General features: G+C 37.1%; 25 protein-coding genes and 1 pseudogene. 22 read left to right on the plus strand and 4 right to left on the minus strand.

What is annotated here, in order from left to right:
* Positions 1–5: 5 nt before the first annotated feature.
* Positions 6–236, plus strand: a complete 231-nt coding sequence (locus F9279_RS21605) for a hypothetical protein (RefSeq protein WP_094768451.1) — start codon at positions 6–8, stop codon at positions 234–236.
* Positions 237–1,275: 1,039 nt separating this feature from the next.
* Here F9279_RS21605 and lspA read toward each other — a convergent pair.
* Entirely contained in the window at positions 1,276–1,725 is a 450-nt protein-coding gene (gene lspA / locus F9279_RS21610; RefSeq protein WP_094768450.1) for a signal peptidase II, read from the minus strand.
* Positions 1,726–2,106: 381 nt separating this feature from the next.
* Here lspA and F9279_RS21615 point away from each other — a divergent pair, with 381 nt between their 5' ends.
* The 14 genes and pseudogenes from F9279_RS21615 (at position 2,107) to F9279_RS21680 (ending at position 13,805) form a co-directional block, all read left to right on the plus strand.
* Positions 2,107–3,735, plus strand: a complete 1,629-nt coding sequence (locus F9279_RS21615; RefSeq protein WP_094768449.1) for a cytochrome c biogenesis protein ResB — start codon at positions 2,107–2,109, stop codon at positions 3,733–3,735.
* 12 nt (positions 3,736–3,747) lie between these two features.
* Positions 3,748–4,926, plus strand: a complete 1,179-nt coding sequence (gene ccsB / locus F9279_RS21620; RefSeq protein WP_094768448.1) for a c-type cytochrome biogenesis protein CcsB — start codon at positions 3,748–3,750, stop codon at positions 4,924–4,926.
* A 634-nt stretch (positions 4,927–5,560) separates the two neighbouring features.
* The gene (locus tag F9279_RS21625) at positions 5,561–6,820 is read left to right on the plus strand and encodes a cytochrome P450 (RefSeq protein WP_152116265.1); all 1,260 of its coding nucleotides are present in this window, start codon (positions 5,561–5,563) and stop codon (positions 6,818–6,820) included.
* Between the two features lie 157 nt (positions 6,821–6,977).
* Positions 6,978–8,093: pseudogene (locus F9279_RS21630) on the plus strand (MBL fold metallo-hydrolase).
* 122 nt (positions 8,094–8,215) lie between these two features.
* Positions 8,216–8,587 carry a hypothetical protein gene (locus F9279_RS21635; RefSeq protein WP_094768445.1) on the plus strand — a complete coding sequence of 124 codons (372 nt, stop codon included), beginning with the start codon at positions 8,216–8,218 and terminating at the stop codon, positions 8,585–8,587.
* A complete protein-coding gene (locus F9279_RS21640; protein ID WP_094768444.1) occupies positions 8,574–8,834 on the plus strand; it encodes a metal-sensitive transcriptional regulator in 261 nt (86 codons plus the stop codon). Before F9279_RS21635 ends, F9279_RS21640 begins: the two co-directional genes overlap by 14 nt.
* Positions 8,835–9,065: 231 nt before the next feature.
* On the plus strand, positions 9,066–9,548 hold the full coding sequence (locus F9279_RS21645) for a DsrE/DsrF/DrsH-like family protein (RefSeq protein WP_094768443.1): 483 nt from the start codon (positions 9,066–9,068) through the stop codon (positions 9,546–9,548).
* Positions 9,549–9,597: 49 nt separating this feature from the next.
* A complete protein-coding gene (locus tag F9279_RS21650) occupies positions 9,598–9,972 on the plus strand; it encodes a rhodanese-like domain-containing protein (RefSeq protein ID WP_094768442.1) in 375 nt (124 codons plus the stop codon).
* Positions 9,973–9,988: 16 nt separating this feature from the next.
* Positions 9,989–10,285 (plus strand): rhodanese-like domain-containing protein, encoded by a 297-nt coding sequence (locus F9279_RS21655; protein WP_094768441.1) that lies wholly within the window; start codon positions 9,989–9,991, stop codon positions 10,283–10,285.
* A gap of 52 nt (positions 10,286–10,337) precedes the next feature.
* Positions 10,338–10,913, plus strand: coding sequence for a sulfurtransferase TusA family protein (locus tag F9279_RS21660; protein WP_094768440.1), 576 nt, complete (start codon positions 10,338–10,340; stop codon positions 10,911–10,913).
* A gap of 206 nt (positions 10,914–11,119) precedes the next feature.
* The gene (locus F9279_RS21665; RefSeq protein WP_152116266.1) at positions 11,120–11,512 is read left to right on the plus strand and encodes a DsrE/DsrF/DrsH-like family protein; all 393 of its coding nucleotides are present in this window, start codon (positions 11,120–11,122) and stop codon (positions 11,510–11,512) included.
* A gap of 47 nt (positions 11,513–11,559) precedes the next feature.
* Entirely contained in the window at positions 11,560–12,687 is a 1,128-nt protein-coding gene (locus tag F9279_RS21670; protein WP_094768439.1) for an MBL fold metallo-hydrolase, read from the plus strand.
* Between the two features lie 58 nt (positions 12,688–12,745).
* A complete protein-coding gene (locus tag F9279_RS21675; RefSeq protein ID WP_094768438.1) occupies positions 12,746–12,973 on the plus strand; it encodes a sulfurtransferase TusA family protein in 228 nt (75 codons plus the stop codon).
* A gap of 55 nt (positions 12,974–13,028) precedes the next feature.
* Positions 13,029–13,805 (plus strand): sulfite exporter TauE/SafE family protein, encoded by a 777-nt coding sequence (locus F9279_RS21680; RefSeq protein ID WP_152116267.1) that lies wholly within the window; start codon positions 13,029–13,031, stop codon positions 13,803–13,805.
* A gap of 118 nt (positions 13,806–13,923) precedes the next feature.
* On the opposite strand, the gene F9279_RS21690 is transcribed toward F9279_RS21680, so the two are convergent.
* The 3 genes from F9279_RS21690 to resA all read right to left on the minus strand — a co-directional run bounded on the left by F9279_RS21690 (position 13,924) and on the right by resA (position 15,859).
* A complete protein-coding gene (locus F9279_RS21690) occupies positions 13,924–14,406 on the minus strand; it encodes a PCYCGC motif-containing (lipo)protein (protein WP_319020784.1) in 483 nt (160 codons plus the stop codon).
* A gap of 170 nt (positions 14,407–14,576) precedes the next feature.
* Complete coding sequence (locus F9279_RS21695) at positions 14,577–15,287, minus strand: cytochrome c biogenesis CcdA family protein (RefSeq protein WP_094768435.1); 711 nt, start codon at positions 15,285–15,287, stop codon at positions 14,577–14,579.
* 47 nt (positions 15,288–15,334) lie between these two features.
* Entirely contained in the window at positions 15,335–15,859 is a 525-nt protein-coding gene (resA, locus tag F9279_RS21700) for a thiol-disulfide oxidoreductase ResA (protein WP_094768434.1), read from the minus strand.
* Between the two features lie 435 nt (positions 15,860–16,294).
* On the opposite strand from resA, the gene F9279_RS21705 reads away from it, so the two are divergent.
* The 7 genes from F9279_RS21705 to F9279_RS21735 all read left to right on the plus strand — a co-directional run bounded on the left by F9279_RS21705 (position 16,295) and on the right by F9279_RS21735 (position 25,069).
* Positions 16,295–16,660 (plus strand): ArsR/SmtB family transcription factor, encoded by a 366-nt coding sequence (locus F9279_RS21705; RefSeq protein ID WP_094768433.1) that lies wholly within the window; start codon positions 16,295–16,297, stop codon positions 16,658–16,660.
* Positions 16,653–19,061 (plus strand): heavy metal translocating P-type ATPase, encoded by a 2,409-nt coding sequence (locus F9279_RS21710; protein WP_094768432.1) that lies wholly within the window; start codon positions 16,653–16,655, stop codon positions 19,059–19,061. Before F9279_RS21705 ends, F9279_RS21710 begins: the two co-directional genes overlap by 8 nt.
* A gap of 201 nt (positions 19,062–19,262) precedes the next feature.
* Entirely contained in the window at positions 19,263–20,681 is a 1,419-nt protein-coding gene (gene lpdA / locus F9279_RS21715; RefSeq protein WP_094768431.1) for a dihydrolipoyl dehydrogenase, read from the plus strand.
* Positions 20,682–20,860: 179 nt separating this feature from the next.
* A complete protein-coding gene (locus tag F9279_RS21720) occupies positions 20,861–21,508 on the plus strand; it encodes a ZIP family metal transporter (RefSeq protein WP_226793812.1) in 648 nt (215 codons plus the stop codon).
* A gap of 141 nt (positions 21,509–21,649) precedes the next feature.
* Positions 21,650–22,312: a CadD family cadmium resistance transporter gene (locus F9279_RS21725; RefSeq protein WP_094768429.1), complete on the plus strand. Its 663-nt coding sequence runs from the start codon at positions 21,650–21,652 to the stop codon at positions 22,310–22,312.
* Positions 22,313–22,572: 260 nt separating this feature from the next.
* On the plus strand, positions 22,573–22,941 hold the full coding sequence (locus F9279_RS21730; protein WP_094768428.1) for an ArsR/SmtB family transcription factor: 369 nt from the start codon (positions 22,573–22,575) through the stop codon (positions 22,939–22,941).
* A complete protein-coding gene (locus F9279_RS21735) occupies positions 22,934–25,069 on the plus strand; it encodes a heavy metal translocating P-type ATPase (RefSeq protein ID WP_152116268.1) in 2,136 nt (711 codons plus the stop codon). The genes F9279_RS21730 and F9279_RS21735 overlap by 8 nt, the downstream gene beginning before the upstream one ends.
* Positions 25,070–25,381 lie beyond the last annotated feature (312 nt).

Here is a 25,381-nt window from a genome sequence, read left to right on the forward strand (position 1 = left end):
TTTAATTGTTAGAAAAGAGGGTTGTCCATCCTGATCATCCGCATACAGATGAATCAAGGGGGGATTCACAGTTGAAGGAATTCAAATACGGGAACACTACTGTAGTTATCCATTCACCACTTGTGCATATGAATATAGATGAAAAAAAGAAATGGTTTAAAGATGAATTGGAAAAAGGCAATAAAGTGTTAAAACAAATGGTATTTGCGGTAGCGGAGTGTTATCGAAAGTCATAATTTGTTAGATATGGTGCATGTTCAAAGGTAGTCACAGAGCGATGAAACAGAGTGGGGTCATATACTTGAAAGTCACAGGTGATTGGTGCAATTTGATCAGCATCATGTCATTTAAAAGGACATGGAAGGGAATTTAAGATAACCCTTTAATACTAAATAATGATTCTAATTTCTTCTAAATAAAATTATTATAATTACAGTTTATGTGCTGTAAAAAAACATCCATCAAAAATGGGTGTTTTTTTATTAGAGAGTAGTTTTTCCAGTTTAGCTTCTCTGTAAGAACTAATAATAAGCAACCTTGCTCACTAACATAAATATATTTTCTTAAATAGGAACAATTGTTCTATGATAGAATATAAGTTGATAAGAATGACACGACGAAACACGTGGCAGCTTGAATTATTATCTTAAAATATAGATTACTATTTGAATATTCAGCTATTTTAAGGTGTAGAAATAGTTGTTTTATACATCAGAAAAACAATGAATTGATTCTTTATCTGGATTGAAATTTATGAATGACATGAGAAAAATGATGCATCAAAATCTTTTAATTCAGCAAGAAATTTTGCAAAAGCTTCAAGTCTTAGATCGGAGATTATATGAATTGGAAAGAAAAGGTGCGCAAAATAAATATTGATAAATCTTTCGTATTATTGAAGTATTATTTTTGCTTTTAGGCTGCGTAATAGGCAGTTGTAAGGGCTGCTAAATAAGACGGTAACGAATTTATTATGGATTATTCATATAAATTTTTGGACTATTAAACCTTCAGTTAAAAATGAAGGTTTTAATAGTCCAATCTATAAAGTTATGGTTGCCAATCTTTAATATTGTCCTATTCAACAGTTTTTGCTCGAACCGAACTTAGCAACTGTTTTCTACTTAGGAATCTTTCACTATAGAAAAAATAGCAATTTCACTTTTTCTTCAAGTGTGTATTCAGTATCAGGAAAGAGTTTAAGTCTTTTTTCATCTTTTTTAGTTTCTGCATTGCTTCCGGTGAGAGAGGCAGCAGTATTTAAATCCATCCTCTCTAACTAGGACTGTTTTTTTCAAATTTAGCTTCTCTGTAAGTACTTATAATGAGTAAGATCGCCCCACTAACTAAAAATGTATCAGCTGTATTAAAAATTGGGTAATTGATTAATCGGAAATCGAACATATCAGTCACTTCCCCAAAGAACAACCGGTCTATTACGTTCCCCATAGCACCTCCGATAAACAAACCAATCGCTATGCGGGTCAACTTATCTGTGACTTTGCGAGCATACATAATCGCGCCAAATATTGCGATAAATGCAATGATAATTAGGAACCATTTTTGACCTGAAAATATTCCCCAAGCAGCACCCGGATTCCGATGGGATGTTAGGTAAAAAACTTTATCAATGATAGAAATGCTTTGGCCATAGTCCATCGTATTACGTATCAAGTATTTTGCTAGTTGATCTATTACGGCAACTATTAGAATGATCCAATACACGACTTTCACCTCAATGGTAAATGTAAAAAGATATTATGAGAGTAGATGAATTACACATATTTCAATTTGAAATTAGGATTCGTCTCAGTACTTATACTTGTTTTAGACAATAAAATAGACAGATAAATGGTTTTGAGAATCTTTATACACCTCACCCTCATGTCATTCATATATTCGTTTGAATAATATATACACTTAGATTATAATCATAAATAGTAAATGTCAACGTTCAAATCCATATTTGAATTAATAAGGGGTGATTTGCATTTGGAGAGGTAGTTAGATGATAACAATTGGTTATTTAATTGTCTCTCATTATAAGAAACAAGGGATAATTTCAGATTGATTGGGGTATCAAAGTCAAGATAAGGAGTCTCTGTAATGAAACAAGAAAAATGCGAGTGTAATCATATGAATCCATATGGCACCATACTTTGTGAGTCATGCGGTAGACCTGTAAATACTGAAAACACGAAGAACTTACTTGAAATGAGGTATGAAGGGAGTGCTAGGAGATCCCAGACATATAATAAAACGATAGTTGATAAGATTTGGAACTTTTTTTCTTCTGTGAAAGTTGGCGTTTGGCTTATCGGTATAACACTTGTTGCCTCTGCTCTCGGAACAATATACCCTCAAGAAATGTACATACCACCTAATTTTGCGGCTTCAGAATACTACGAAGATGAATACGGATGGACTGGACGGCTTTATTATGAATTAGGATTTCATAATCTATATGGGTCATGGTGGTATATCATTTTAATCGCATCCATTGCAATATCTCTCGTTATAGCGAGTGTGGACCGGTTTTTCCCACTCTACCGCGCTTTAAAGAGACAAGGAGTTAAACGTAACGAGATTTTTTTAAAGCGACAGCGTTTATTTGGTGCTTATCCCCGATGGTCTGAGAAAGAGTTGGATGTCATTAGGAATTCACTCGTAAAACGAAGGTATAAAGTCAGAGAAGAAAACGGCAACATTTTGGCTGAAAAAGGTAGATTTTCCAGATGGGGGCCTTATGTCAATCATGTGGGGTTGATTATCTTTCTGATTGGCGCAATGTTGCGTTTTGTACCGGGGATGTACGTAGATGAAGTGCTTTGGCTCCGGGATGGTGAGACAAAAGCTATTCCGGGAACGGATGGGGAATATTACCTTAAAAATAAACAGTTTATAGTAGAAACGTATGATAAAAGCAAAGAAAACGAGGTATTTGAAGGTGCAATAAATAGTGTTGGAGACAATAAGATTGTTAAAAATTTTCAGGCGAATGTAACATTATATGAACGAAATGGTGAGTCTTTACCGGGTATTGAAACAGAATTAAAGAAAATAAAAGATTATGAGATTCGTGTAAATGAGCCGTTGAAATACAATCACTATGCGCTTTACCAAGTAGATTATAAACCGAATGAACTAAGTGCGATGTCTTTTAACTTAATAGATAAGCATTCGAAAGAGAATTATGGTGTAGTGAATATCAACTTACAAAACCCTAAATCACAATATGAATTGGGCAGGGGGTATCGTGTTGAACTATTAAGTTATTTTCCCGATTTTATATACGATGATAAGGGGCAACCAAGTACAAAATCGAGAATTCCGAATAATCCGGCATTTATATTCAAAATGTTTGCACCGGACCGGCCTAAAGGAGAAGTAAGCTTCGTGGCAATTCAACAAACATTAGAGCCATTGGGTAGCACGAAATATAAAATGAAGTTTGTTGCAGCTGAAACATTGAATGTAACTGGGTTGACGGTACGTAAGGACTTTACATTGTGGATACTCGGACTTGGTGGTGCGATCTTTATGATCGGTGTTATACAGGGGATGTATTGGAACCATCGACGAGTTTGGGTTCAACGTGTGGGTCGTGACCTTTGGATTGCCGGGCATACGAATAAAAATTGGTACGGATTTAAACAAGAATTAAATTTTGTGTTAAAAGGGACCACCTTCTCCGATCCTGAAGATCAGATACATAAGGAGAAAGTAGCGAACTAAAGGAGGACTAAAATGGATTTTGCGAGTTTAAGCAGCAATTTATTATATATCGCCTTTATATTATACCTTGTTGCTACTTTGTTCTTTGGCGGTGCAATCCGTGAAAAGGGGAGCTTAACTATTATCAACCGTTGGGCAAAAATAGGGTTCATAATAACAATAGTTGGTTTTATTACTCAAGTTGGGTATTTTATTACTAGATGGATTGCTGCTGGTCATGCGCCCGTAAGTAATTTATTTGAGTTTATCACCTTCTTTGGCATGGTGCTAGTCGGTGCGTTCCTCATCATTTATTCAATGTATAAAGTTAGTATACTGGGATTGTTTACACTTCCAGTTGCAATTCTCATTATCGCATATGGAAGCATGTTCCCTAGAGATATTTCACCCCTTATTCCAGCTCTGCAAAGCGATTGGCTTCATATACACGTTACTACAGCTGCTCTTGGCGAAGCCATTCTGGCTATAAGCTTTGTAGCAGGTCTTATTTATCTTATAAAAGTGACTGACCAGACGAAGGCAGGAAAGAAAACGTTTTGGTTAGAGTTTGTCTTATTCTGCTTGATAAGTGTAATGGGATTCGTTTTCGCTACAACTTCATTTAATCTATTGGATTATGAAGCGAAGTTCTCATGGTTGGATAAGAATGGTCAACAAGTGGAAGAAACATTTCAGATGCCAGCCTTAGTTGGCCCGCATAAAGGGGAATTGAAAACGGAGGGACAATTTAATCCAATTTTGGATGTTCCCGCAATTATTAATGCAAAGAAATTAAATACCCTAGTATGGTCATTATTTAGTGGATTCTTCTTATATGGTGCAGTCCGACTTATTTTGCGAAAACGCTTAGGTGCGGCCTTAAAACCATTGATGAATAATGTGAAACCTGAACTCTTAGATGAAATCGGTTATCGTTCTGTGACAATTGGCTTTCCAGTTTTCACATTAGGCGCTCTAATATTTGCGATGATCTGGGCGCAGGTAGCGTGGACAAGATTTTGGGGATGGGATCCTAAAGAAGTATGGGCGCTCATTACTTGGTTGTTTTATGCAGCATTTTTACATTTGCGTTTATCTAAGGGGTGGCATGGTGAGAGATCTGCATGGCTTGCGGTAGTTGGTTTTGCCATCATTATGTTTAATCTAGTGGCAGTAAATCTAGTTATTGCTGGTTTACATTCTTACGCATAACAAGTAAGCGATATTTTTGTGTCTTTCCTTTAATAAGATTCTGTTTTTTGTTAGAAAGAACTAATTTAGTATTACTAGCATACCTTTGGTATGCTTTTTATTTTGTATTGCGATTTTGTAAAAGATTCTACCCCTTGAAAAATCCGCTATTGATTAATTATGTAGTTGAGATATTATCTTTTTGTTAATGGCTTCGGTCTTAATCCTTTCTTTGTATTGCCTTTTTGTTTACGCTATTTGTGTATTATGGGCCATGATTTCCTGCTGATTTTTAAATGTAGATGTTACAAGTGAGGTTCCGAATGTTTAATTCGATTTCCATTAATATAGGATGATATTAAAGTTAATAAAAATATTAATGTTAGTTAATGAAAAAGGTTTCCTCAATATGAATTACCCAATGCAAAACTAGTCATACTATGACAAAAGAATATTCTAACTTTCGTTTTAATGACTTTTTGCTAGGGTAAGTTAAGAATATAAAAATAAAAACAATGGAGGATAAAATAATTTTTGAGTTTGAATTTCACAAGTTCGGCAAGAAACACACGTAACTTACGTTTTTCCGATACTTCGATTGACGAAAAAAATACATAGCTACACGGAAATCTTATTAAAGGAGATTGTAAATTTTATGAAGTTGAAAGGACAAATCCCCGTTGATAAAAGCTTAGATAGTAGTCTTGCTCTCTTGTTTGAAGGATATATGTTTATTCAAAATAGATGTCGCCGTTACCAGTCAGACATTTTTCAAACATGTTTGTTAGGTGAGAAGGTCATTTGCATGAGTGGTGAGGAAGCTGGAAAGGTTTTTTATGATACCGAACGGTTTCAGCGTAAGGGGGCAGCTCCTAAAAGAGTCCAAAAAACATTGTTTGGAGAAAATGCAATACAAGCAATGGATGGTGATGCACATAAGCACAGGAAACTTCTGTTTATGTCGCTAATGACACCTGAGAAGCTGAAATTGCTTTCTAATCTTACTTCAGAGCAATGGCAGGCTAGAATGAATAAATGGGGAAATATGAATAAAGTGGTACTATTCGATGAATCGCAGGAAATATTGTGCCGGGTAGCATGCCAGTGGGCCGGGGTTCCGCTGCGGGAAGAAGAAGTAAAGCATAGGGCAACCGACTTCGGTGCGATGATAGATGCATTTGGAGCTGTGGGACCAAGACACTGGCAGGGGAAAAGAGCGCGTTCAAGAGCAGAAAAGTGGATTACTGAGATCATTGAAAAAGTCCGGTCCGGTGAGTTAAATTCACCTGAAGGTACAGCATTGTATGCTATGGCATGGCACCGTGAACTTGACGATAAACCTCTTGATACACAAATGGCTGCGGTGGAATTGATTAATGTATTAAGACCAATCGTTGCTATTGCTACATACATTACTTTTGGGGCATTAGCTTTGTATGAATATCCGGAATGCCGGAAGAAATTGCAATCCGATAAAGGGGATTATATTGAAATGTTTGTACAGGAAATACGCCGATATTACCCTTTTGGCCCGTTTTTAGGTGCAAGAGTGCGTAGTGACTTTATTTGGAAAGGATACAACTTCAATAAAGGAGATCTGGTACTACTTGATGTTTATGGAACCAATCACGATACACGCCTATGGGAAAGGCCAAATGAATTCTGGCCGGAGCGATTCAGTGAATGGAATGGTAGTCTATTTGATTTTATACCCCAAGGGGGTGGCGACCACGTTAAAGGACATCGTTGTCCCGGTGAATGGATTACAATTGAGGCCATAAAGGCGAGCATGGATTTTCTGACGAACCATATACATTATGAAGTGGCCGACGGTCAAGATTTGAGCATTAGCTTAGTGAGAATGCCAACCCTGCCTAAAAGCAGATTTGAAATAACCAAGGTTAGATTAGCTTAACATTTCATATGACCAGACCATCCCTTGTTTAAGTAAATAGAGAGACAATTAATTTTACTTGCTTTTTAATTCATCTTAATACACACCATGTTCTTGAAATTGATCATTTTATAGTCACTCAAGATAATTTTTATTTCGCAAGCAGGAGGGGCATCCAATGACGTTTAAAACGATTTCTGTAAAAGATATTGCCCAAAAGGTAATAAACAATGAAGAAATTTTTATTATAGATGTAAGAAAGACAGGCGATTTTGATGAATGGAAAATTGAAGGCAGGAACACAACAGTGATCAATGCACCTTTAAATGATGGAGTAGATTCCGTTATTAGTAAACTCCCTACAGACAAGCCAATTTATACTGTTTGTGCTAGGGGCAATTCATCAAAAAAGGCGGCTGAAGAGTTAGTAAAAGCAGGGGTTAAAGACGTTTATTCGATTGAAGGTGGAATGAGAGTATGGAGTGAATATCTTCAGCCAATAAAGATTGGTGGTCTTAAAAGTGGCGGTACAGTCTATCAGTTTGTCCGTTTAGGAAAAGGATGTTTATCGTACATAATCGAATCAAATGGAGAAGGCATCATTATTGATCCTAATCGTATGACTGGAACGTACGAACAGTTTTGTAAAGATAATGATATTACAATTAAGAATGTTATTGATACACATCTTCATGCTGATCACATATCTGGAGGCTTATAACTTGAAGAGAAGTTCGGGGCTACTTATTATCTTCCACAAAAAGATGCTAATGATATTACCTTTAAGTATGTTCCAATTGAGGACGGAAACGAAATAAAGGTAGCTAATATTACTATTCAGGCTATTTATTCACCGGGACACACAATTGGGAGTACCTCTTTTATAATTGACAATCAATATTTATTGACAGGAGATATCTTGTTTATTGATTCCATTGGTCGTCCAGATTTAGCGGGAGAAGCAGAAGATTGGGTCAAGGATTTGAGAGAAACCCTGTATCATCGTTATAAGGAGCTATCAACTGAATTGATAGTCCTGCCAGCACACTTTATGGGTATAAAAGAAATGAATGCTGATGGAAGCATTTCAAAGGAACTCGGTGTTTTATATGAACAAAATCATGGTTTGAATATTCAAAGTAGTGAGGAATTCATTAAAACTGTAACTGAAAATTTACCTCCACAGCCAAATTCCTACGAGGAAATACGCAAAACAAATATGGGGAATATGAATCCTGAAGATGAACAACAAAGGGAAATGGAGATTGGACCTAATCGTTGTGCAATTAGATAGTGAAGTATAGAGGGGGAACCACTTATGGTTTCCCTTTTTATTCAATCATGTTTTTAACACACTTGACATCATACCCCTATAGGTATACTATAAGACAGTAAACAGATATAAAGGTGGTTGACATGATTCTTTTATTGCTTGTATTATCTTTACTAATAGCAATTATTATTTATAAACGCTATGTTCCCGTGAAAGATGTTCCTTGTATAGAAGGTGCTTTCATGGACAAAAACACCATAACATTAGATATCAGGGATTATAATGAAGCAGGGAATGATTTAACTCAGGATTCTTTGCATATTCCTTACGCATATTTGAGACGTTTTAATAATGAAATTCCAAATGGTAATATTCATTTAATCGCTTCTGATAGACTAGAGTTGAACATGGGCATGCGTTTCTTAATTAGAAAAGGATTTACCGTAATCAGTTATGAAATCGCTGATTGTCCTTGTAAACAGAAAGGTGGGTTAGAGCAGCATGGAGTACGATAAGAATGTAGTAAACCGTTTAAAGCGGATTGAAGGACAGATAAAAGGTGTACTAAGCATGATGGAACAGGGAAAAGATTGCAGAGAAATTGTCAATCAATTATCAGCTGCACGTAATGCAATAGATAGAACGATGGGTGTTATTGTCAGCACCAATTTAGAGCAGTGTGTTCGTGAAAATGTTGAGAAAGGCGAAGGTACTGAACACCTAGTTAAAGAAGCAGTAGAGCTATTAATAAAAAGTCGATAAGAAAAGTTCTTCAACTGGCCAATATTTGTGAGTTGACGAACTTTAACTTTTAGCATAACATATACCCATACAGGTATATGTATTATAGGGAACAGTGAATGAATGTAACTAAAGTATTGGATGGAAAAGAATGTCCCAGTGTTTGTTTCCTGAATTGAGAAACGCTATTTTTTTAATAAACTATATACCTATACCCGTATATGTTTAAAGAGATTAAGGAGGGAATATTACATGGCTGAACAAAAGAAAAAAACGACGATTATATTATTTAGTGGAGACTATGATAAAGCAATGGCCGCTTATATCATTGCAAACGGAGCTGCAGCCTATGATCATGAGGTTACGATTTTCCATACATTCTGGGGATTAAATGCTTTAAGAAAGGAAGAGCCATTGACCTTAAACAAGGGATTCCTTGAAAAGATGTTTGCGAAAATGATGCCTAGAGGTGCCGATAAAATGGGTCTATCCAAAATGAACTTAGCCGGAATGGGTCCTAAAATGATCAAGCAAGTAATTAAAAAGCATAATGCAATGACACTTCCTCAATTAATAGAGATGGCGCAAGAACAAGAAGTTAAACTCATTGCATGTACGATGACAATGGATTTATTGGGCTTACAGCAAGAGGAACTATTAGACGGAATTGAATATGCCGGCGTAGCTGCCTATTTAGCGGATGCACAAGAGGGAAACGTAAACTTATTCATATAAGAATAAACTAAAGATTAGACAAATAAAGAGTAAGGGGTTTAGGCATAATATGGTGGATACTTTACTAAATGTCCTAATAATCGGCACTATAGCTTGGTTCGTTTATCAGCGTTTTGTGCCAGCCAGAGGGATTAAAAACATTACTACTTCTGAGCTGAAATTTGAATTAAATAGCAAGGACAAGAAGAAGCAGTTTATTGATGTACGAACCCCTAGCGAGTTCAAGGTGAATCATATTAACGGGTTTAAAAACATTCCATTATTCGAACTTCATAAAAGGGCGAATGAACTTTCAAAAGACAAAGAGGTATTTGTGATCTGTCAAAGTGGAATGAGAAGCAGCAAGGCCAGTAAGCTTTTGAAGAAACTCGGATTTAAAAGTATAACCAATGTAAAAGGCGGTATAGGCGCTTGGCGTTTATAAAAAGGAGTTGCTAACCATGAAAGAAATTTTGCCAACAGAAGTGGAAACATTGGTAAAGGAAAAGTCACCCATTAATATTATAGATGTGCGTGAGGTAGACGAGGTGAAAACTGCAAAGATACCAACTGCGATTCATATTCCATTAGGATTATTAGAATTTCGCTTGCAGGATTTAGATAAAACAAAAGAGTACATTACGGTATGCCGTTCCGGTGGAAGAAGTTCAAAGGCTGCAAAACTTCTTGAAGATCGTGGGTTTAAAGTAATTAATATGACCGGCGGAATGCTTGAGTATAAAGGTCCAACTGAATAATTTTTTATATCAAGAAATACCCCATATGGTATGAAAACAAGGAGGAAATAAAATGATTCAAACCAATTCCGTATTAGATGCAAAAGGTTTAGCTTGTCCAATGCCAATTGTTAAAACAAAGAAGGCAATGAACGTCTTAGAACCGGGCGAAGTAATGGAAGTGCAAGCAACTGATATAGGATCTACTGCTGATATGAAAGCATGGGCGGAAAGTACGGGTCATCAATATTTGGGTACAATCGAAGAAGGGGCAGTACTAAAGCATTATCTTCGCAAAGCTAGTGGAGAAGAAAAAGCAGAAAAGAAGCATCCGAATGTCATTGCCAATGAAGAATTACAACAAAAAATCAAAGAAAATCAAAATTTGCTTGTACTAGATGTGCGAGAATCTGCAGAATATGCTTTTAACCACATTCCAAATGCTAAGTCCCTTCCTCTTGGAGAATTAGATGAACGTTTAAGAGAATTAGATAAAGAGACTGAGATTTTTGTAGTTTGCCGTACTGGTAGCCGAAGTGATTTAGCCGCACAAAAACTAACAGCTGCAGGTTTTAAACAGGTGATTAATGTTGTGCCGGGGATGAGTGAATGGAATGGAGTTACAGAAAAGTCAGTAGAGCAAAAATAAATACAAATATTTTAGAACGGATGGTTATAAAAAATGAATAAGAAACTTGTTAATACTGAAAATAACGGCGGATGTAAATGTTCATGTTGCCATCCTAGAAAAAAAGAAAATGAATCTAAGAACTTTGCAAATTTGTAGATGTCCATTTTTAAATGATTAATAATTAGGGCAAATAACGAAACTGATACAAGTGGAGGACAATGAACATGACTAGAGTAGCTATTATCGCTAGTAACGGTGGATTATTTGAAGCGTATAAAGTATTTAACATTGCAACGGCAGCAGCTGCAACTGATCAGGAGGTAGCCATTTTCTTCACATTTGAAGGATTAAACTTGATTCATAAAGAAGCGAATAAACAACTTCCGATGCCGGAAGGTAAGGAGCATTTTGCTGAAGGATTTACAAAGGCAAATGTACCTTCTATTCCAGAGTTACTTTCAATGGCACAGGAAATGGGAGTCAAGTTTATCGGATGTCAAATGACAATGGATGTTATGGGTTTAGAAAAAGAAGCTTTTGTAGATGGAATTGAAGTTGGTGGAGCTGTAACATTCTTAGAATTCGCAAAAGACGCTCACGTGACATTAACATTTTAAATCTTTTAAAAAATTTTAGCTGATAAAATACTATAGGGGGTATAAAAATGTTGGTTAAGCAAATGACAGCTAAAGAAGTTGCAAAGAAAGTTATAAATAAAGAAGAATTATATATTCTCGATGTCCGTAATCAAAGTGATTTTAATGATTGGAAAATTGAAGGTGTAAAATTCGAATTCTTGAACATCCCTTATTTCGACCTACTTGATGGGGTAGAAGAAATAATAGATAAAATTCCAACTAATAAAGATGTTTTAGTCGTGTGTGCGAAGGAAGGCTCATCCATCATGGTCGCTGAAATGTTATCAGATGCTGGCATTGCGGTTTCTTACCTAAAGGGCGGGATGAAATCATGGAGTGAACATTTGGAGCCAGTAAAAGTAGGGGATTTAAATGATGGCGGTGAAATATATCAGTTCCTACGCCTTGGTAAAGGCTGCTTGTCTTATATGGTAGCTTCTAATGGTGAGGCAGCCATTATTGATTCAACACGAATGACTGACGTTTATTTAGACTTTGCAGAAAGCATCGGCGCAAAAATCACGCATGTATTTGATACGCATTTACACGCTGATCACATCTCTGGCGGAAGAACTATTACAGAAAAAACGAATGCAACATACTGGTTACCTCCAAAAGATGCAGCGGACGTTACCTTTGCATACAAGCCATTGGAGGGTGGTAACGTTGTGACTGTCGGTAATACAACCATTACCATTCAGGCTCTTTATTCTCCGGGTCACACAATTGGATCCACTTCATTTGTAGTCGATGAAAAGTACTTACTTTCTGGAGATATCCTATTCATTGATTCAATTGGCAGACCAGATTTAGCAGGATTGGCAGAGGACTGGGTTGGAGACTTGAGAGAGACTCTATATAACCGTTACAGAGACTTATCAGAAGAGTTAATCGTTCTGCCTGCTCACTTTATGATTATTGAAGAATTGAATGAGGATGGCAGTGTGGCTGGAAAGTTAGGAAAGCTTTTCTCTGAAAATCATGGATTAAATATTGCAGATGAAGCAGAGTTCAGAAAAATGGTTACAGAAAACTTACCTGCCCAGCCAAATTCCTATCAAGAAATCCGTGAAACAAATATGGGTAAGATAGCTCCTGATAAAGAAAAACAACGTGAGATGGAAATTGGGCCAAACCGTTGTGCGGTGCGATAAAACCTACTAATTAAAAATAATTATTGGGAAGATACTACAAATATAGGAGAGATGAAAAATGAATTCAGATAAAGTGTTAGATGCAAAGGGCCTAGCTTGTCCTATGCCGATTGTTAAGACAAAGAAAGCAATTGATGACTTGCAATCTGGTCAAGTGTTAGAAATACACGCCACAGATAAAGGTGCTAAAGCAGATTTAGCTGCTTGGTCAAATTCTGGTGGGCATGAGTTGTTAGAAACAATAGAAGAAAATGGAGTAATTAAATTCTGGATTAAAAAAGGGTAATAAAAATAGGGAACCGCGAATGGTTCCCTTTTCTTTCTCTAAGGAGGCACTACACATGGACATTGCGTTTATCATTACCATTTTCTTAATTGGATTCATAGGCTCATACATCTCAGGGATGTTGGGAATAGGTGGCTCGATAATTAAATATCCAATGCTTTTATACATTCCGCCCTTATTTGGAATAGCTACTTTTAGCGCTCATGAAGTTTCAGGAATAAGTGCAGTCCAAGTCTTTTTCGCTACAATTGGGGGAGTTTGGGCATATCGGAAAGGCGGATATTTGAATAAAACCCTAATTGGCTATATGGGTGCCAGTATTTTATTAGGCAGTTTCATCGGTGGTTTCGGTTCAAAGGTGATGACAGAGGACGGAATCAATATAGTCTATGGGGTATTGGCCTTACTAGCAGCTGTCATGATGTTTTTACCGAAAAAAGGAGTCGATGATATTCCTCTAGATCAAGTAAAGTTTAACAAGTGGCTATCAGCATCGATAGCGTTAATTGTCGGTGTAGGATCTGGTATTGTTGGGGCGGCCGGTGCATTCTTACTGGTACCGATTATGCTAGTGGTTTTAAAAATTCCAACAAGGATGACGATTGCTTCCTCATTAGCGATTACCTTTATTTCATCCATAGGTGCAACAGTTGGGAAAATTACAACGGGGCAAGTTGATTATTATCCTGCTTTAATAATGGTTATTGCTAGTTTGATTGCTTCACCTCTTGGTGCAATGACAGGGAAAAAGATGAATACAAAAATTCTTCAAATCATATTATCCGTATTAATTACGGCTACAGCAGTGAAAATTTGGTTTGATATTCTTTGATCCGAATAGTGATTTAAATCGGAACGTACTTTAAAGCAAAGAAATATTAAACTAGTGGAAAAATACCTTTATAAGTTAATCTATCAAAAAAAGCATCAGATTACTGATGCTTTCTTCATTAGCCTTTTGGCATGGGTGTGGGTGTGGAAGGACTTCCAGTTTCTTTATATTCTTTATCAATATTATCCCTAATTTCCTTTAATGGTGTCCCTTTTTCGAACTCTGATTTAGCCTCACGGGCTATGTCTACACAGACTTGTCAGCCAAAGCCCATTGTGTCCAAGGTCACCATTTTGTTGTCTACCTTTTCAACAAAGCAGTTTGTATTGCTTGTATGGCCATCTTCTTCATAACAACCGCAATAACATGGCATATAATTTAGTACATCTGGATGCTCAACAGCAAATTGATACGCCTCTAATATGTCTGGATTGTCACTGACAGAAGTGACGGCAGACCAATCATTACTCCCAACTTTATATTGTAGAGTCGGGGGCTTCTCTGTGCGTTCATCGGCAGATTTATTTTCTTCACCTTTTTCAGAGGCACAGCCTATTAAGAGTATAGCTGAAGTAAGAAGGGGAAAGATTACCTTTTTCAATGTTTTTTTCCTCTTTCTATTAAATTATATTTCGAATTAAACTTATAGAATTGAATTTAATGATAACTGAAAAGAATCTTGCTAATCATTAATTTATACATTCTTTCTCATTTTTCGGTAATAATGTATTCAGACAGCCACTTTAGCTTGTCGAACTACATTTTGTTCATTTAAAAACCGGTAAATCCTCCGAAAAAATTGTTTGTCAAAAAAGAGATGATCTTTGTTAACCAGTTGAAATATAAAAATATGCCCATGAAAAGCATTATGAACCCGCCAATTTTCATCATGATCTGGGTGTGTCTTTTAATGAATGTGAGTTTATCAATGAACAAGGACATGATTACAAAGGGGACTGCGAAGCCCAAACAATAAAAGGACATATAAATTAATCCTTGGCCGGGATTAGAAATGCTAAGGGCTATTACACCAGCAAGTATTGGACCAGTACAAGGTGTCCACCCAGCGGCAAACCCCATACCTATTAGGATTGATCCAAAATACCCTGCAGGCCGGTTCTTAAATTGAAACTTTTTCTCTCCAAGAAGAAAGTCTACTTTTATTAAGCCAGTCATAATTAACCCAAAGAAGAAGATAATAATAGCTCCTATTTGCCTTAATAATTCTTTATTTTCTATGAAGAATGTCCCTACCAACGAGCTAGACCATCCCAATGCCATGAAAATGATTGAAAATCCTAGAAGAAACAATAGGGTATGTAACATTGCCGTCCTTTTAAATATCGATCTTTCCTTTTTTAAATCGTTGAGGGAAATACCCGTAATATATGAAAGAAAGGCTGGGTATAACGGTAAAGAACAAGGAGATAAAAATGACAATAATCCTGCAAAAAATGCTAAAGCAATATTTAACTCTTCCATTAAGCTTTTCCCCATCCTGTCCTGTGTTTTGAGTACATCTTCCCGTTTTACTTAGGAACTATGGAATTTAAATGTTCCCTTACGTCACCTTGAGTCATCGCGCCAGTAATAACCTTTTGTATCTTCCCTTTTTCATCGATTAAATACGTTGTAGGGATAGGTCCTATTTTATAAACATCTGTTACTTGGCTTTTACGATCCATTAAAATGGGAAAGGTTAAATTGTGCCTTTCAACAAAACTAGAAACAACAAGGTTGCTTTCTGATATGTTTACGGCTAAAATCTCAATATTTTTATCTTTGAAATTTTGATATTCGGTCTCCATATAAGGCATTTCTTTCTCACATGGCTTGCACCATGTACCCCAGAAGTTTAAGAAAACTCCTTTTCCTTTCAAGTCTGAAAGCTTCATTTCTTTGCCATCTAAAGTTTCTAGAACAAAATCGGGAGCTGAAGACCCAACTTTGATTGTTGTGTTATCCTTCGTAAAATTAGCATACAAAGTATACCCAACGGCTGCTAAAAGCAGTAAAAGGATTCCAGTGCGTAAAACCAACCTTTTTCTCTTCAAATTATCTCACCCTTATTCAAATATATATTAGATTAACAGTTCAATTATAGTATAGGTGATGTATTATCTATATTCAAATAATATTGACAGATTTTGTCGTATCTTATGATGATTGTAGGATTAAACCAATCTTGTTGTCGTAGTATCTAATACCAAATACAATCGTAACATTTATTGATGTTATCAAGATTTACATATGTTCCTTTATGCGTATTCGTACCTTGTGTTTCCTTCTCAGAATGAGGTAAAGTTTTCAGCTAGTCAATATATTCAAACAATCATTTGACTATTTATTTTAGTTAGGTATATACTTTATTCAAACAATCATTTGAATATTTTTTTGATATTCATTCAAATATTTGTTTGACTATCTTCGTTTAAGGAAATATAATATTATTCAAATGAATGTTTGATTGATTAAAAGGGGTGGAATAAGTGAAAAAAGATGCATGTGAAATAACGTGTATTGACGAAGAGAAGGTTTCAAGAGTTAAAGGCGAATTGTTAATGCACAATACTTTAGATGTGGCTCAAATATTTAAAGCATTATCAGATGATACAAGGATTAAAATTGCCTATGCTCTATCCTTGGAAGAGGAATTGTGTGTCTGTGATGTAGCGAATATTGTTGGTGCTACGACTGCCGCAACGTCTCATCACTTGAGGCTGCTCAATAACCTTGGATTAGCTAAGTATCGCAAGAAAGGGAAATTGGTTTATTACGCCTTGGATGACGATCATGTAAGGCAACTGATAAAAATGGCTTTTGCACATCAAAAGGAGGTTGTTAAAGTTGGGTGAAGCAGCAAAACCGTTAGAGGACAAAAAAGTATACCGTGTTGAGGGATTTTCATGCGCGAATTGTGCAGGGAAGTTTGAGAAAAATGTGAAAAAGCTTCCGGGCGTTCAGGATGCACAAGTGAATTTTGGAGCATCAAAAATTTCCGTTTACGGAGAAGCAACGGTTGAGGAATTGGAAAAAGCCGGAGCTTTTGAGAATCTTAAAGTGGCTCCGGAAAAACCTAAACGGCAATCTTCGCATGAGGTTGAAGAGGTCAAAAATGTATATCGTGTTGAGGGATTCTCGTGCGCGAACTGTGCAGGAAAGTTTGAAAAAAATGTAAAGCAAATTCCGGGCGTTCAGGATGCACAAGTGAATTTTGGAGCATCAAAAATTTCCGTTTACGGAGAAGCAACGATTGAGGAACTGGAAAAAGCCGGGGCTTTTGAGAACCTTAAAGTGTCTCCTGAAAAATCTGTGCGGCAAGCTACAAAAGGGATTAATGAAAGCAAGGAGTTTATTAAAGAAGAAAAAGTACCGTTTTATAAAAAGCACAGTACTTTACTCTATGCATCCTTGTTCATTGTCTTTGGTTACCTGTCAGAGTTTGTGAATGGGGAAGAGAACCTCATTACTACATTATCATTTGTAGTATCCATGTTAATCGGAGGATTATCGCTCTTTAAAGTCGGTTTGCAAAACTTGCTTCGTTTTGAATTTGACATGAAAACCCTTATGACGGTAGCTGTTATAGGTGGAGCAATCATTGGAGAATGGGCAGAAGTTTCCATTGTTGTGATTCTCTTTGCAATCAGTGAAGCTCTAGAACGATTCTCTATGGATAAAGCAAGACAATCGATTCGGTCCTTGATGGACATTGCCCCTAAAGAGGCGCTTGTAAGAAGAAACGGACAAGAAATGATGATTCATGTTGATGACATCGCCGTTGGTGACATTATGATCGTGAAGCCCGGTCAAAAGATTGCGATGGATGGTGTGGTCGTAAGTGGCTACTCTGCCGTCAATCAGGCAGCTATTACAGGTGAGTCCGTCCCTGTTGCCAAAACGGTGGATGATGAAGTGTTTGCAGGAACGTTAAATGAAGAAGGATTGCTTGAAGTAAAAATAACAAAACTAGTTGAAGATACAACGATTTCTAAAATTATACATCTTGTAGAGGAAGCACAAGGAGAACGCGCTCCATCTCAAGCGTTTGTCGAAAAATTCGCGAAGTATTATACGCCAATCATTATGATCATTGCCGCTTTAGTGGCTGTTGTTCCTCCACTTTTCTTTGACGGAAGTTGGGAAACATGGGTTTATCAAGGGCTATCTGTACTTGTTGTTGGTTGTCCGTGCGCTCTGGTTATTTCCACTCCGATTTCCATTGTGTCAGCAATCGGGAATGCGGCGAAAAAGGGTGTTCTAATAAAAGGTGGAGTTTATTTAGAAGAAATGGGTGCCTTAAAGGCCATTGCCTTCGATAAAACGGGAACACTAACAAAAGGTGTCCCAGTTGTAACTGATTTTAATGTGTTGAACAAGCAGACAAATGAAAAAGAATTGCTCTCTGTTATTACTGCATTAGAGTATCGTTCCCAACACCCTCTTGCATCTGCCATCATGAAAAGAGCAGAAGAGGAAAATATTAATTATTCAGACGTACTGGTAGAGGACTTCTCTTCTATTACTGGTAAGGGTATAAAAGGTAATGTAAACGGGATTACTTACTATATCGGTAGCCCGAAACTCTTTAAAGAATTATCAACTTCTAATTTCAATAAGAACTTAGAACAAAATGTTACGACTCTTCAAAATCAAGGCAAGACAGCTATGGTGGTTGGAACTGAAAAAGAAATACTAGCTGTTATTGCGGTAGCTGATGAAGTACGTGAATCAAGTAAAGAAGTTATTCAGAAATTGCATCAACTTGGAATCAAAAAGACCATAATGCTTACAGGTGATAATAAAGGTACTGCAAATGCTATTGGCGGTCATGTTGGAGTATCGGATATTCAGGCAGAACTGATGCCGCAGGACAAATTGGATTATATTAAACAATTGAGATCCGAGTACAACAAAGTAGCTATGGTTGGAGATGGTGTCAATGATGCCCCTGCGTTAGCAGCCTCTACTGTTGGGATTGCAATGGGTGGAGCAGGTACAGATACTGCACTGGAAACGGCAGACGTTGCTCTTATGGGAGATGATTTAAGAAAACTTCCATTTACTGTGAAACTAAGCCGGAAAGCGCTAAATATAATCAAGTCTAACATTACCTTTGCAATTGCTATTAAATTAATTGCCCTGCTATTGGTCATTCCGGGTTGGTTAACGCTTTGGATTGCCATCCTTTCGGATATGGGGGCAACCCTGCTTGTAGCGTTAAATGGATTAAGACTTATGAGAGTAAAAGAGTAATAGGAAATGGGCTTTCCCTAAATAGGAGTGGAAAGCCCAATTTTCCAAATGTATGTAAATTTTTGCGTTTGGTGTAAATAACAAACATTACATAGGGTATAAGTTATATGTCCAGCATATTAAAACAAGCATTAGAATATTAGGTAGTTTCTCTACAACTGGAAGATCATTAATTTTTCATCACCAAGGGAGGAAACAGAAATGACTGCAGATGTAAAAAAAGAAGTGGACTTGTTAGTTATTGGTGCAGGCTCTGGAGGTTACGTGTCAGCCATACGTGCGGCACAGTTAGGAAAAAAAGTGGTTTTAGTCGATAAAGCAGAACTAGGCGGAGTTTGCCTTAACCGTGGGTGTATTCCTTCAAAAGCACTTATTAGCGCGTCTGAACGAGTCAAACACATTCAACATGCAAATACAATGGGAATAAAAGTTTCTGGTGAAGTTCAAGTAGATATGCCAGAAGTAGTGAAGTGGAAGGACGGGATCGTAAGCAAGCTGACAAATGGGGTTCGTACGTTGCTAAAAGGTAATGGAGTAGAAGTCATCAGTGGAGAAGCATATCTTACTGAAAATCAAACTGTAAGAATTAATACGGGGAATGAAGAACAGTTTTATTCTTACAATGATTTAATCCTTGCAATAGGGTCCTTGCCTTTCGAATTAAAAAGTATGCCATTTGATAAGAAAAGAATCATCTCTTCAACTGAGGCACTGATGCTGCAAGAAGTGCCGAAACATTTAGTGGTTGTCGGCGGTGGATACATTGGCTTGGAGTTGGGTACAGCTTTTGCCAAGTTCGGGGCAAAAGTGACCATTCTAGAGGGATCGGATACGATTCTTCCCGGTACCGACCCTATGCTTACTAATGTGGTGAAACGGCATTTGAAGGGACTCGACATCACAGTCATGACGAACGCACTAGTCCAAGGTGGAGAAAATACAGGTGATGAAGTAAAGGTACGTGTACAGGTTGACGGAAAGGAAGAGATGATTACTGGAGATTATTGCCTAGTTTCCATAGGAAGAAAACCGAATACTGGAAAAATTGGTTTGGAAAATATCGGGGTAGAATTAGACGAACGTGGATTTATTAAGATAAATGATAAATGTCAAACAAACGTTGAACATGTATATGCAATAGGTGACTGTGCTGGAGGTTTTCTCCTTGCCCATAAAGCCAGCTACGAAGGGAAAGTAGCTGCAGAGGTGATCAGCGGTCAAAAAAGTGTGATAGATTTTCAAGCCATGCCTTTTGTTATTTTCAGTGATCCTGAAGTAGCTTACACTGGATTAACGGAGAAGGAAGCGAAGGAACAAGGGTATCAAACGGTTTCCAGCCGCTTCCCATTCCAAGCAAACGGAAGGGCATTATCTGTATCAGATGCAGATGGTTTTGTGCAGGTTGTGGCCGAAAAGAACACCAAAAGGGTATTAGGCGTACAGATGGTTGGGCCAGAAGTGTCATCACTTATTGCTGAAGCGGTCTTTGCCATTGAGTCTGGTGCAACTGCCGAAGATCTTAGCCTTACAATTCATGCCCATCCAACTCTGCCTGAACCATTGATGGAAGCAGCTGAAGGTGTAATGGGACATGCTATTCACATGCTGAATAAGAAATAAGTATAGTGTAATGAAATTCAACCTGCACTTTATAGTGCAGGTTGAATTTTTCAAGTTTTTTGGAGTGAAAACGAATGGACATATTGTTCTACGTGTAAACGGCGGCTTTTGCTAACATCTTAGGTGGATTTGTAATATTTCTTAAAAAAAACTGGTCTAGAAGGGGCCTTAATGCCTTAATGGCGTTAAGCGCTGGAATACTTTTCACAATTGCTATTATGGATTTAATACCTGAAGCAATAGAGTTATATGAATCAAGTCCCATATATATTGTTTTAGGATTTTGTTTAATTTTTTTGTTCCAGCAGTTTCTTGCACCTCATTTTCATTTTGGAGAAGAGACTCACAAACATTCTCATTCACAGACCACAACGCTGGGTGCTTTAATGGGCATGTTGGTCCATACTTTTTTTGATGGTGTATCTATCGTTGCCAGTTTCAAAATAGATGAAAGAATAGGATTTGTTGTATTAATTGCAGTTTTGCTACATAAGATCCCTGACGGATTGACGATTTCATCAATTGTATTTGCAAATTTAAAAAGCAGGAAGAAGGCGATAGGTGCATCTGTGTTATTGGGTATTTCAACTATCATGGGTGCATTTGCGGCTTTGTATTTTACTCAATTCTTTTTGGTAGATAGTAGTATTCTTGCTATAGCCCTCTCCATTACAGCTGGTATTTTTCTATATATCGCTACAGCTGATTTGCTACCCGTTGTAAGTGCGACTGAAGACAGATCAGTGATTCCTTTCTTTTTTGTAGGAATTTTATTATATTATATGCTTCATTGGATATTTGAACAATTAGCTCCGACGTTACATTAGGTTTATTAAATAGATTTGTTAATATGCTTACCTGAAAAATAAACTGATTAGAAATGATTAATTATGTTTATGAAATGGAAATGCTATAATATTCAATCTTGCGTTTGATTGTTTACGAACACTATAAAGGGGTTGACACAAATGAATTTAATTTTGACCATAATTTCGGCTTTAGGGGCGTTTATCGCAACTAATATCGATGACATTTTTATTCTAATGTTGTTGTTCTCTCAGGCAAGGACACAGGCGAAAGCGAGTAACGGCAGAGCGGTTAACATGCAGACTAATGGAAACCGTATTTACCCTAGAGATATAGTCATTGGACAATATTTAGGTTTTGCACTTTTAGTTCTAATCAGTCTCTTAGCGACATTTGGTGTAACTCTCATTCCTGATCAGTGGGTAGGTTTACTGGGACTAATCCCAATTTATTTAGGGATTAAACTGTTTATAAAAGGTGAAGAAGAAGATGAAGGTGCCATTCTTTCCAGTTTAAACAAATTCAATAAATTCTATTTAAGTGTAGCCTTTATCACATTTGCCAATGGTGGAGACAACATCGGAATTTACGTTCCGTTCTTTTCTACTTTGAACACGAATGAACTGGTTATTACGGTTGTTACCTTCTTTATTATGGTGGCGGTCTGGTGTTTAATCGGCTATCGTTTGGCCAGATTCAGATATGTTTCTGAAACACTTGAGAAATACGGCCGCTGGATTATTCCAATTGTGTTTATAGGATTAGGAATATATATTATGTTAGAGAATGAAACTTTTACCGCTCTTTCTAATTTATTTAAATAAACTGATGGCAGCATACACATCTCTTAATACGAAATAATAAAAAGGGTTTCTCCATCTGGTATAAAACGTTACATGTCGCAATAAGTATAATTAGCTCAACGCAATTTGCGTTGGGTCTTTTTTCATGGCATCGATTGAGATAAACTGTTAGGAATTGTTACAAAGGGCTAAAGAAAAATTAACATCAATCAAATATACTTTTGAGTATCAGTAAAAAGGGGTATAATAAAATTAATAAAAATTTTGAAGGAAGTGATTATATGAGTCAAAAGGACACTTGTGAAATTTATTGTTTTGACGAACAAAAAGTGAACCGGATACAGGGGAAATTACAACAAGTAGATCTATCTAGTGTTGCCCAGTTATTTAAAGCGCTAGCAGATGAAAATAGAGCAAAAATTGCCTTTTCATTGTGCCAAGATGGGGAACTATGTGTATGTGATATAGCTAATATCATTGGTTCTTCAGTCGCCACCGCTTCTCACCACCTACGAAGTCTTCATAAACAAGGGCTTCTGAAGTATAGAAAAGAGGGTAAATTAGCTTTTTACTCGTTAGAAAATGAACAAATCAAGCAACTAATTTCCATTGCATTATCAAACAAACAGGAGGCTACAGTCAATGTCTGAACAACTAGCCAAGTCCAAAGAACAAGAGACAAAGACCTATCGCATACAAGGATTCACCTGAGCAGACTGTGCAAAAACGTTCGAAACGAACGTAAAACACCTGTATGGTGTTTCTGATGCTAAAGTTAACTTTGGTGCTTCTAAACTTACAGTTTCAGGAAGTGCCACCATCGAAGAACTTGAGAAGGCAGGTGCTTTTGAAAACCTAAGAGTTCGAGATGAAAAGGAACAAGTGATAGAACGTGAACCTTTTTGGAGACAAAAAGAAAACATTAAAGTATATATATCAGCAGTGCTTTTAATTATTAGCTGGTTCCTTGCTGAACAAAATGGTGAAGAGCATATTGTTCCTACAATTGGATATGCAGCTTCCATTCTTATTGGCGGATATTCCCTATTTATTAAAGGACTAAAAAATTTAGTTCGATTAAAGTTTGATATGAACACCCTAATGACAGTTGCGATTATAGGAGCAGCAGCTATAGGGGAATGGGGAGAAGGAGCGACAGTTGTTATTCTGTTTGCGGTAAGTGAGGCATTGGAGCGTTATTCGATGGATAAAGCCCGTCAATCCATTCAATCACTAATGGATATAGCTCCAAAAGAAGCCCTGATTCGACGAGGGAACGAAGAAATGATGGTCCATGTGGAAGATATTCAAGTCGGAGACATCATGATTGTTAAGCCGGGTCAAAAGTTAGCAATGGACGGAGTTGTAGTAAAAGGTACATCCACATTGAATCAGGCCGCCATAACAGGTGAAAGTGTTCCTGTGGCAAAAGCAGTCAAGGACGAAGTTTTCGCAGGAACTTTGAACGAAGAAGGATTGCTCGAAGTAGAAGTGACTAAGCGTGTTGAAGATACAACTCTTTCTAAAATAATTCACTTGGTTGAAGAAGCTCAAGCAGAGAGAGCGCCATCTCAAGCTTTTGTGGACCGATTCGCGAAATATTATACACCTTTCATTATCCTATTGGCATTTATGATCGCTATCGTTCCTCCATTGCTTTTTGGGGGAGACTGGAGCGAGTGGATTTATCAGGGATTAGCTGTGTTAGTAGTTGGTTGTCCATGTGCATTGGTCATTTCAACACCTGTTTCCATTGTTACAGCAATAGGTAACGCTGCTAAAAATGGTGTGTTAATTAAAGGTGGAATTCATCTAGAAGAAGCAGGAGCTTTAAAAGTTATCGCTTTTGATAAAACAGGAACATTAACAAAAGGGATCCCTGCAGTAACCGATGTAATCTCGTTTGGACGTAATGAAAAGGAATTAATGAACATAACTGCTGCAATTGAGAAAGGATCACAGCACCCGCTTGCATCAGCGATTATGCGAAAAGCAGAGGAAGATGGATCCGATTTTAACAAGGTAGCCGTTGATGACTTCCAATCAATTACTGGTAAAGGCGTAAAAGCCAGCGTGAATGGGGTTATATATTACGTCGGTAGTCCGAACCTATTTGAAGAATTACATCAAAGCATTAAAAAAGATTTAAACGAACAGATAACTTCCTTGCAAACACAAGGAAAAACCGTAATGGTGCTAGGTACAGAACAGGAGATTCTTTCGTTGATTGCTGTAGCTGACGAAATGAGAGAGTCATCTAAAGAAGTTATTCGAAGACTTCATGAAATTGGTATTGAAAAAACAGTGATGCTTACAGGTGATAACCACCGAACAGCACAAGCTATCGGAAATGAAGTAGGAGTGTCCGACATCAAGGCAGATTTGTTGCCGGAGGATAAGTTAACGTATATTAAACAGCTCCGTGAAAAGCACCAAAGTGTCGCGATGGTTGGAGATGGTGTTAATGATGCACCAGCACTTGCAGCATCAACCGTTGGGGTTGCGATGGGTGGCGCTGGAACAGATACAGCGTTAGAAACAGCGGATATTGCGTTAATGTCTGATGATTTATCCAAATTACCATATACAATCAAATTAAGTCGGAAGGCTTTAACGATTATTAAGCAAAATATCACCTTCTCTTTAGCCATTAAGGCGGTAGCATTACTTTTAATCATCCCCGGTTGGTTAACCCTATGGTTAGCGATTTTTGCGGATATGGGAGCTACACTCCTTGTTACCCTAAATAGTTTAAGACTATTAAAAGTTAAAGAATAGACTAAAAGGAGAAAGCCTCATTTATAGTTGTTGATCTTTCTCCTAACTACATAAAAACATAAATAACAATAAGAACATCTGGTTTTTTCATAGGTGTTTCAGGGGTTTACTCTATTGTCACAACTTACGATCTTGGCCAGAATTTAAAAGACAAACACTAGACGGCTTCCCAATGATACGGGAAGCCTTTTTGTGCGACGGGCAGTCGCTCCTTTTTGCTTTAAAGCATGAATTTACTGTTATAGGTTGGGCGATGTTACTTCGGTAATAACAAGCCCCGAATCCTGGAAGGTATGATTCTCTCGGAGGTGA

The sequence above is a fragment of the Bacillus sp. B1-b2 genome (genome assembly GCF_009183415.1).
GTDB lineage: Bacteria > Bacillota > Bacilli > Bacillales > Cytobacillaceae > Niallia.

Bases quoted from the DNA above. Each gene is read 5' to 3' on its own strand.
- F9279_RS21670 (WP_094768439.1), top strand. From the start codon at position 11,560: ATGTTGGTTAAGCAAATGACAGCTAAAGAAGTTGCAAAGAAAGTTATA.
- F9279_RS21625 (WP_152116265.1), top strand. From the start codon at position 5,561: ATGAAGTTGAAAGGACAAATCCCCGTTGATAAAAGCTTAGATAGTAGT.
- ccsB (WP_094768448.1), top strand. From the start codon at position 3,748: ATGGATTTTGCGAGTTTAAGCAGCAATTTATTATATATCGCCTTTATA.
- F9279_RS21665 (WP_152116266.1), top strand. From the start codon at position 11,120: ATGACTAGAGTAGCTATTATCGCTAGTAACGGTGGATTATTTGAAGCG.
- F9279_RS21695 (WP_094768435.1), bottom strand. From the start codon at position 15,287: ATGGAAGAGTTAAATATTGCTTTAGCATTTTTTGCAGGATTATTGTCA.
- F9279_RS21730 (WP_094768428.1), top strand. From the start codon at position 22,573: ATGAGTCAAAAGGACACTTGTGAAATTTATTGTTTTGACGAACAAAAA.
- F9279_RS21655 (WP_094768441.1), top strand. From the start codon at position 9,989: ATGAAAGAAATTTTGCCAACAGAAGTGGAAACATTGGTAAAGGAAAAG.
- F9279_RS21725 (WP_094768429.1), top strand. From the start codon at position 21,650: ATGAATTTAATTTTGACCATAATTTCGGCTTTAGGGGCGTTTATCGCA.
- F9279_RS21650 (WP_094768442.1), top strand. From the start codon at position 9,598: ATGGTGGATACTTTACTAAATGTCCTAATAATCGGCACTATAGCTTGG.
- F9279_RS21640 (WP_094768444.1), top strand. From the start codon at position 8,574: ATGGAGTACGATAAGAATGTAGTAAACCGTTTAAAGCGGATTGAAGGA.
- F9279_RS21720 (WP_226793812.1), top strand. From the start codon at position 20,861: ATGGCGTTAAGCGCTGGAATACTTTTCACAATTGCTATTATGGATTTA.
- F9279_RS21660 (WP_094768440.1), top strand. From the start codon at position 10,338: ATGATTCAAACCAATTCCGTATTAGATGCAAAAGGTTTAGCTTGTCCA.
- F9279_RS21645 (WP_094768443.1), top strand. From the start codon at position 9,066: ATGGCTGAACAAAAGAAAAAAACGACGATTATATTATTTAGTGGAGAC.
- F9279_RS21675 (WP_094768438.1), top strand. From the start codon at position 12,746: ATGAATTCAGATAAAGTGTTAGATGCAAAGGGCCTAGCTTGTCCTATG.
- F9279_RS21615 (WP_094768449.1), top strand. From the start codon at position 2,107: ATGAAACAAGAAAAATGCGAGTGTAATCATATGAATCCATATGGCACC.
- F9279_RS21635 (WP_094768445.1), top strand. From the start codon at position 8,216: ATGATTCTTTTATTGCTTGTATTATCTTTACTAATAGCAATTATTATT.
- F9279_RS21680 (WP_152116267.1), top strand. From the start codon at position 13,029: ATGGACATTGCGTTTATCATTACCATTTTCTTAATTGGATTCATAGGC.
- lpdA (WP_094768431.1), top strand. From the start codon at position 19,263: ATGACTGCAGATGTAAAAAAAGAAGTGGACTTGTTAGTTATTGGTGCA.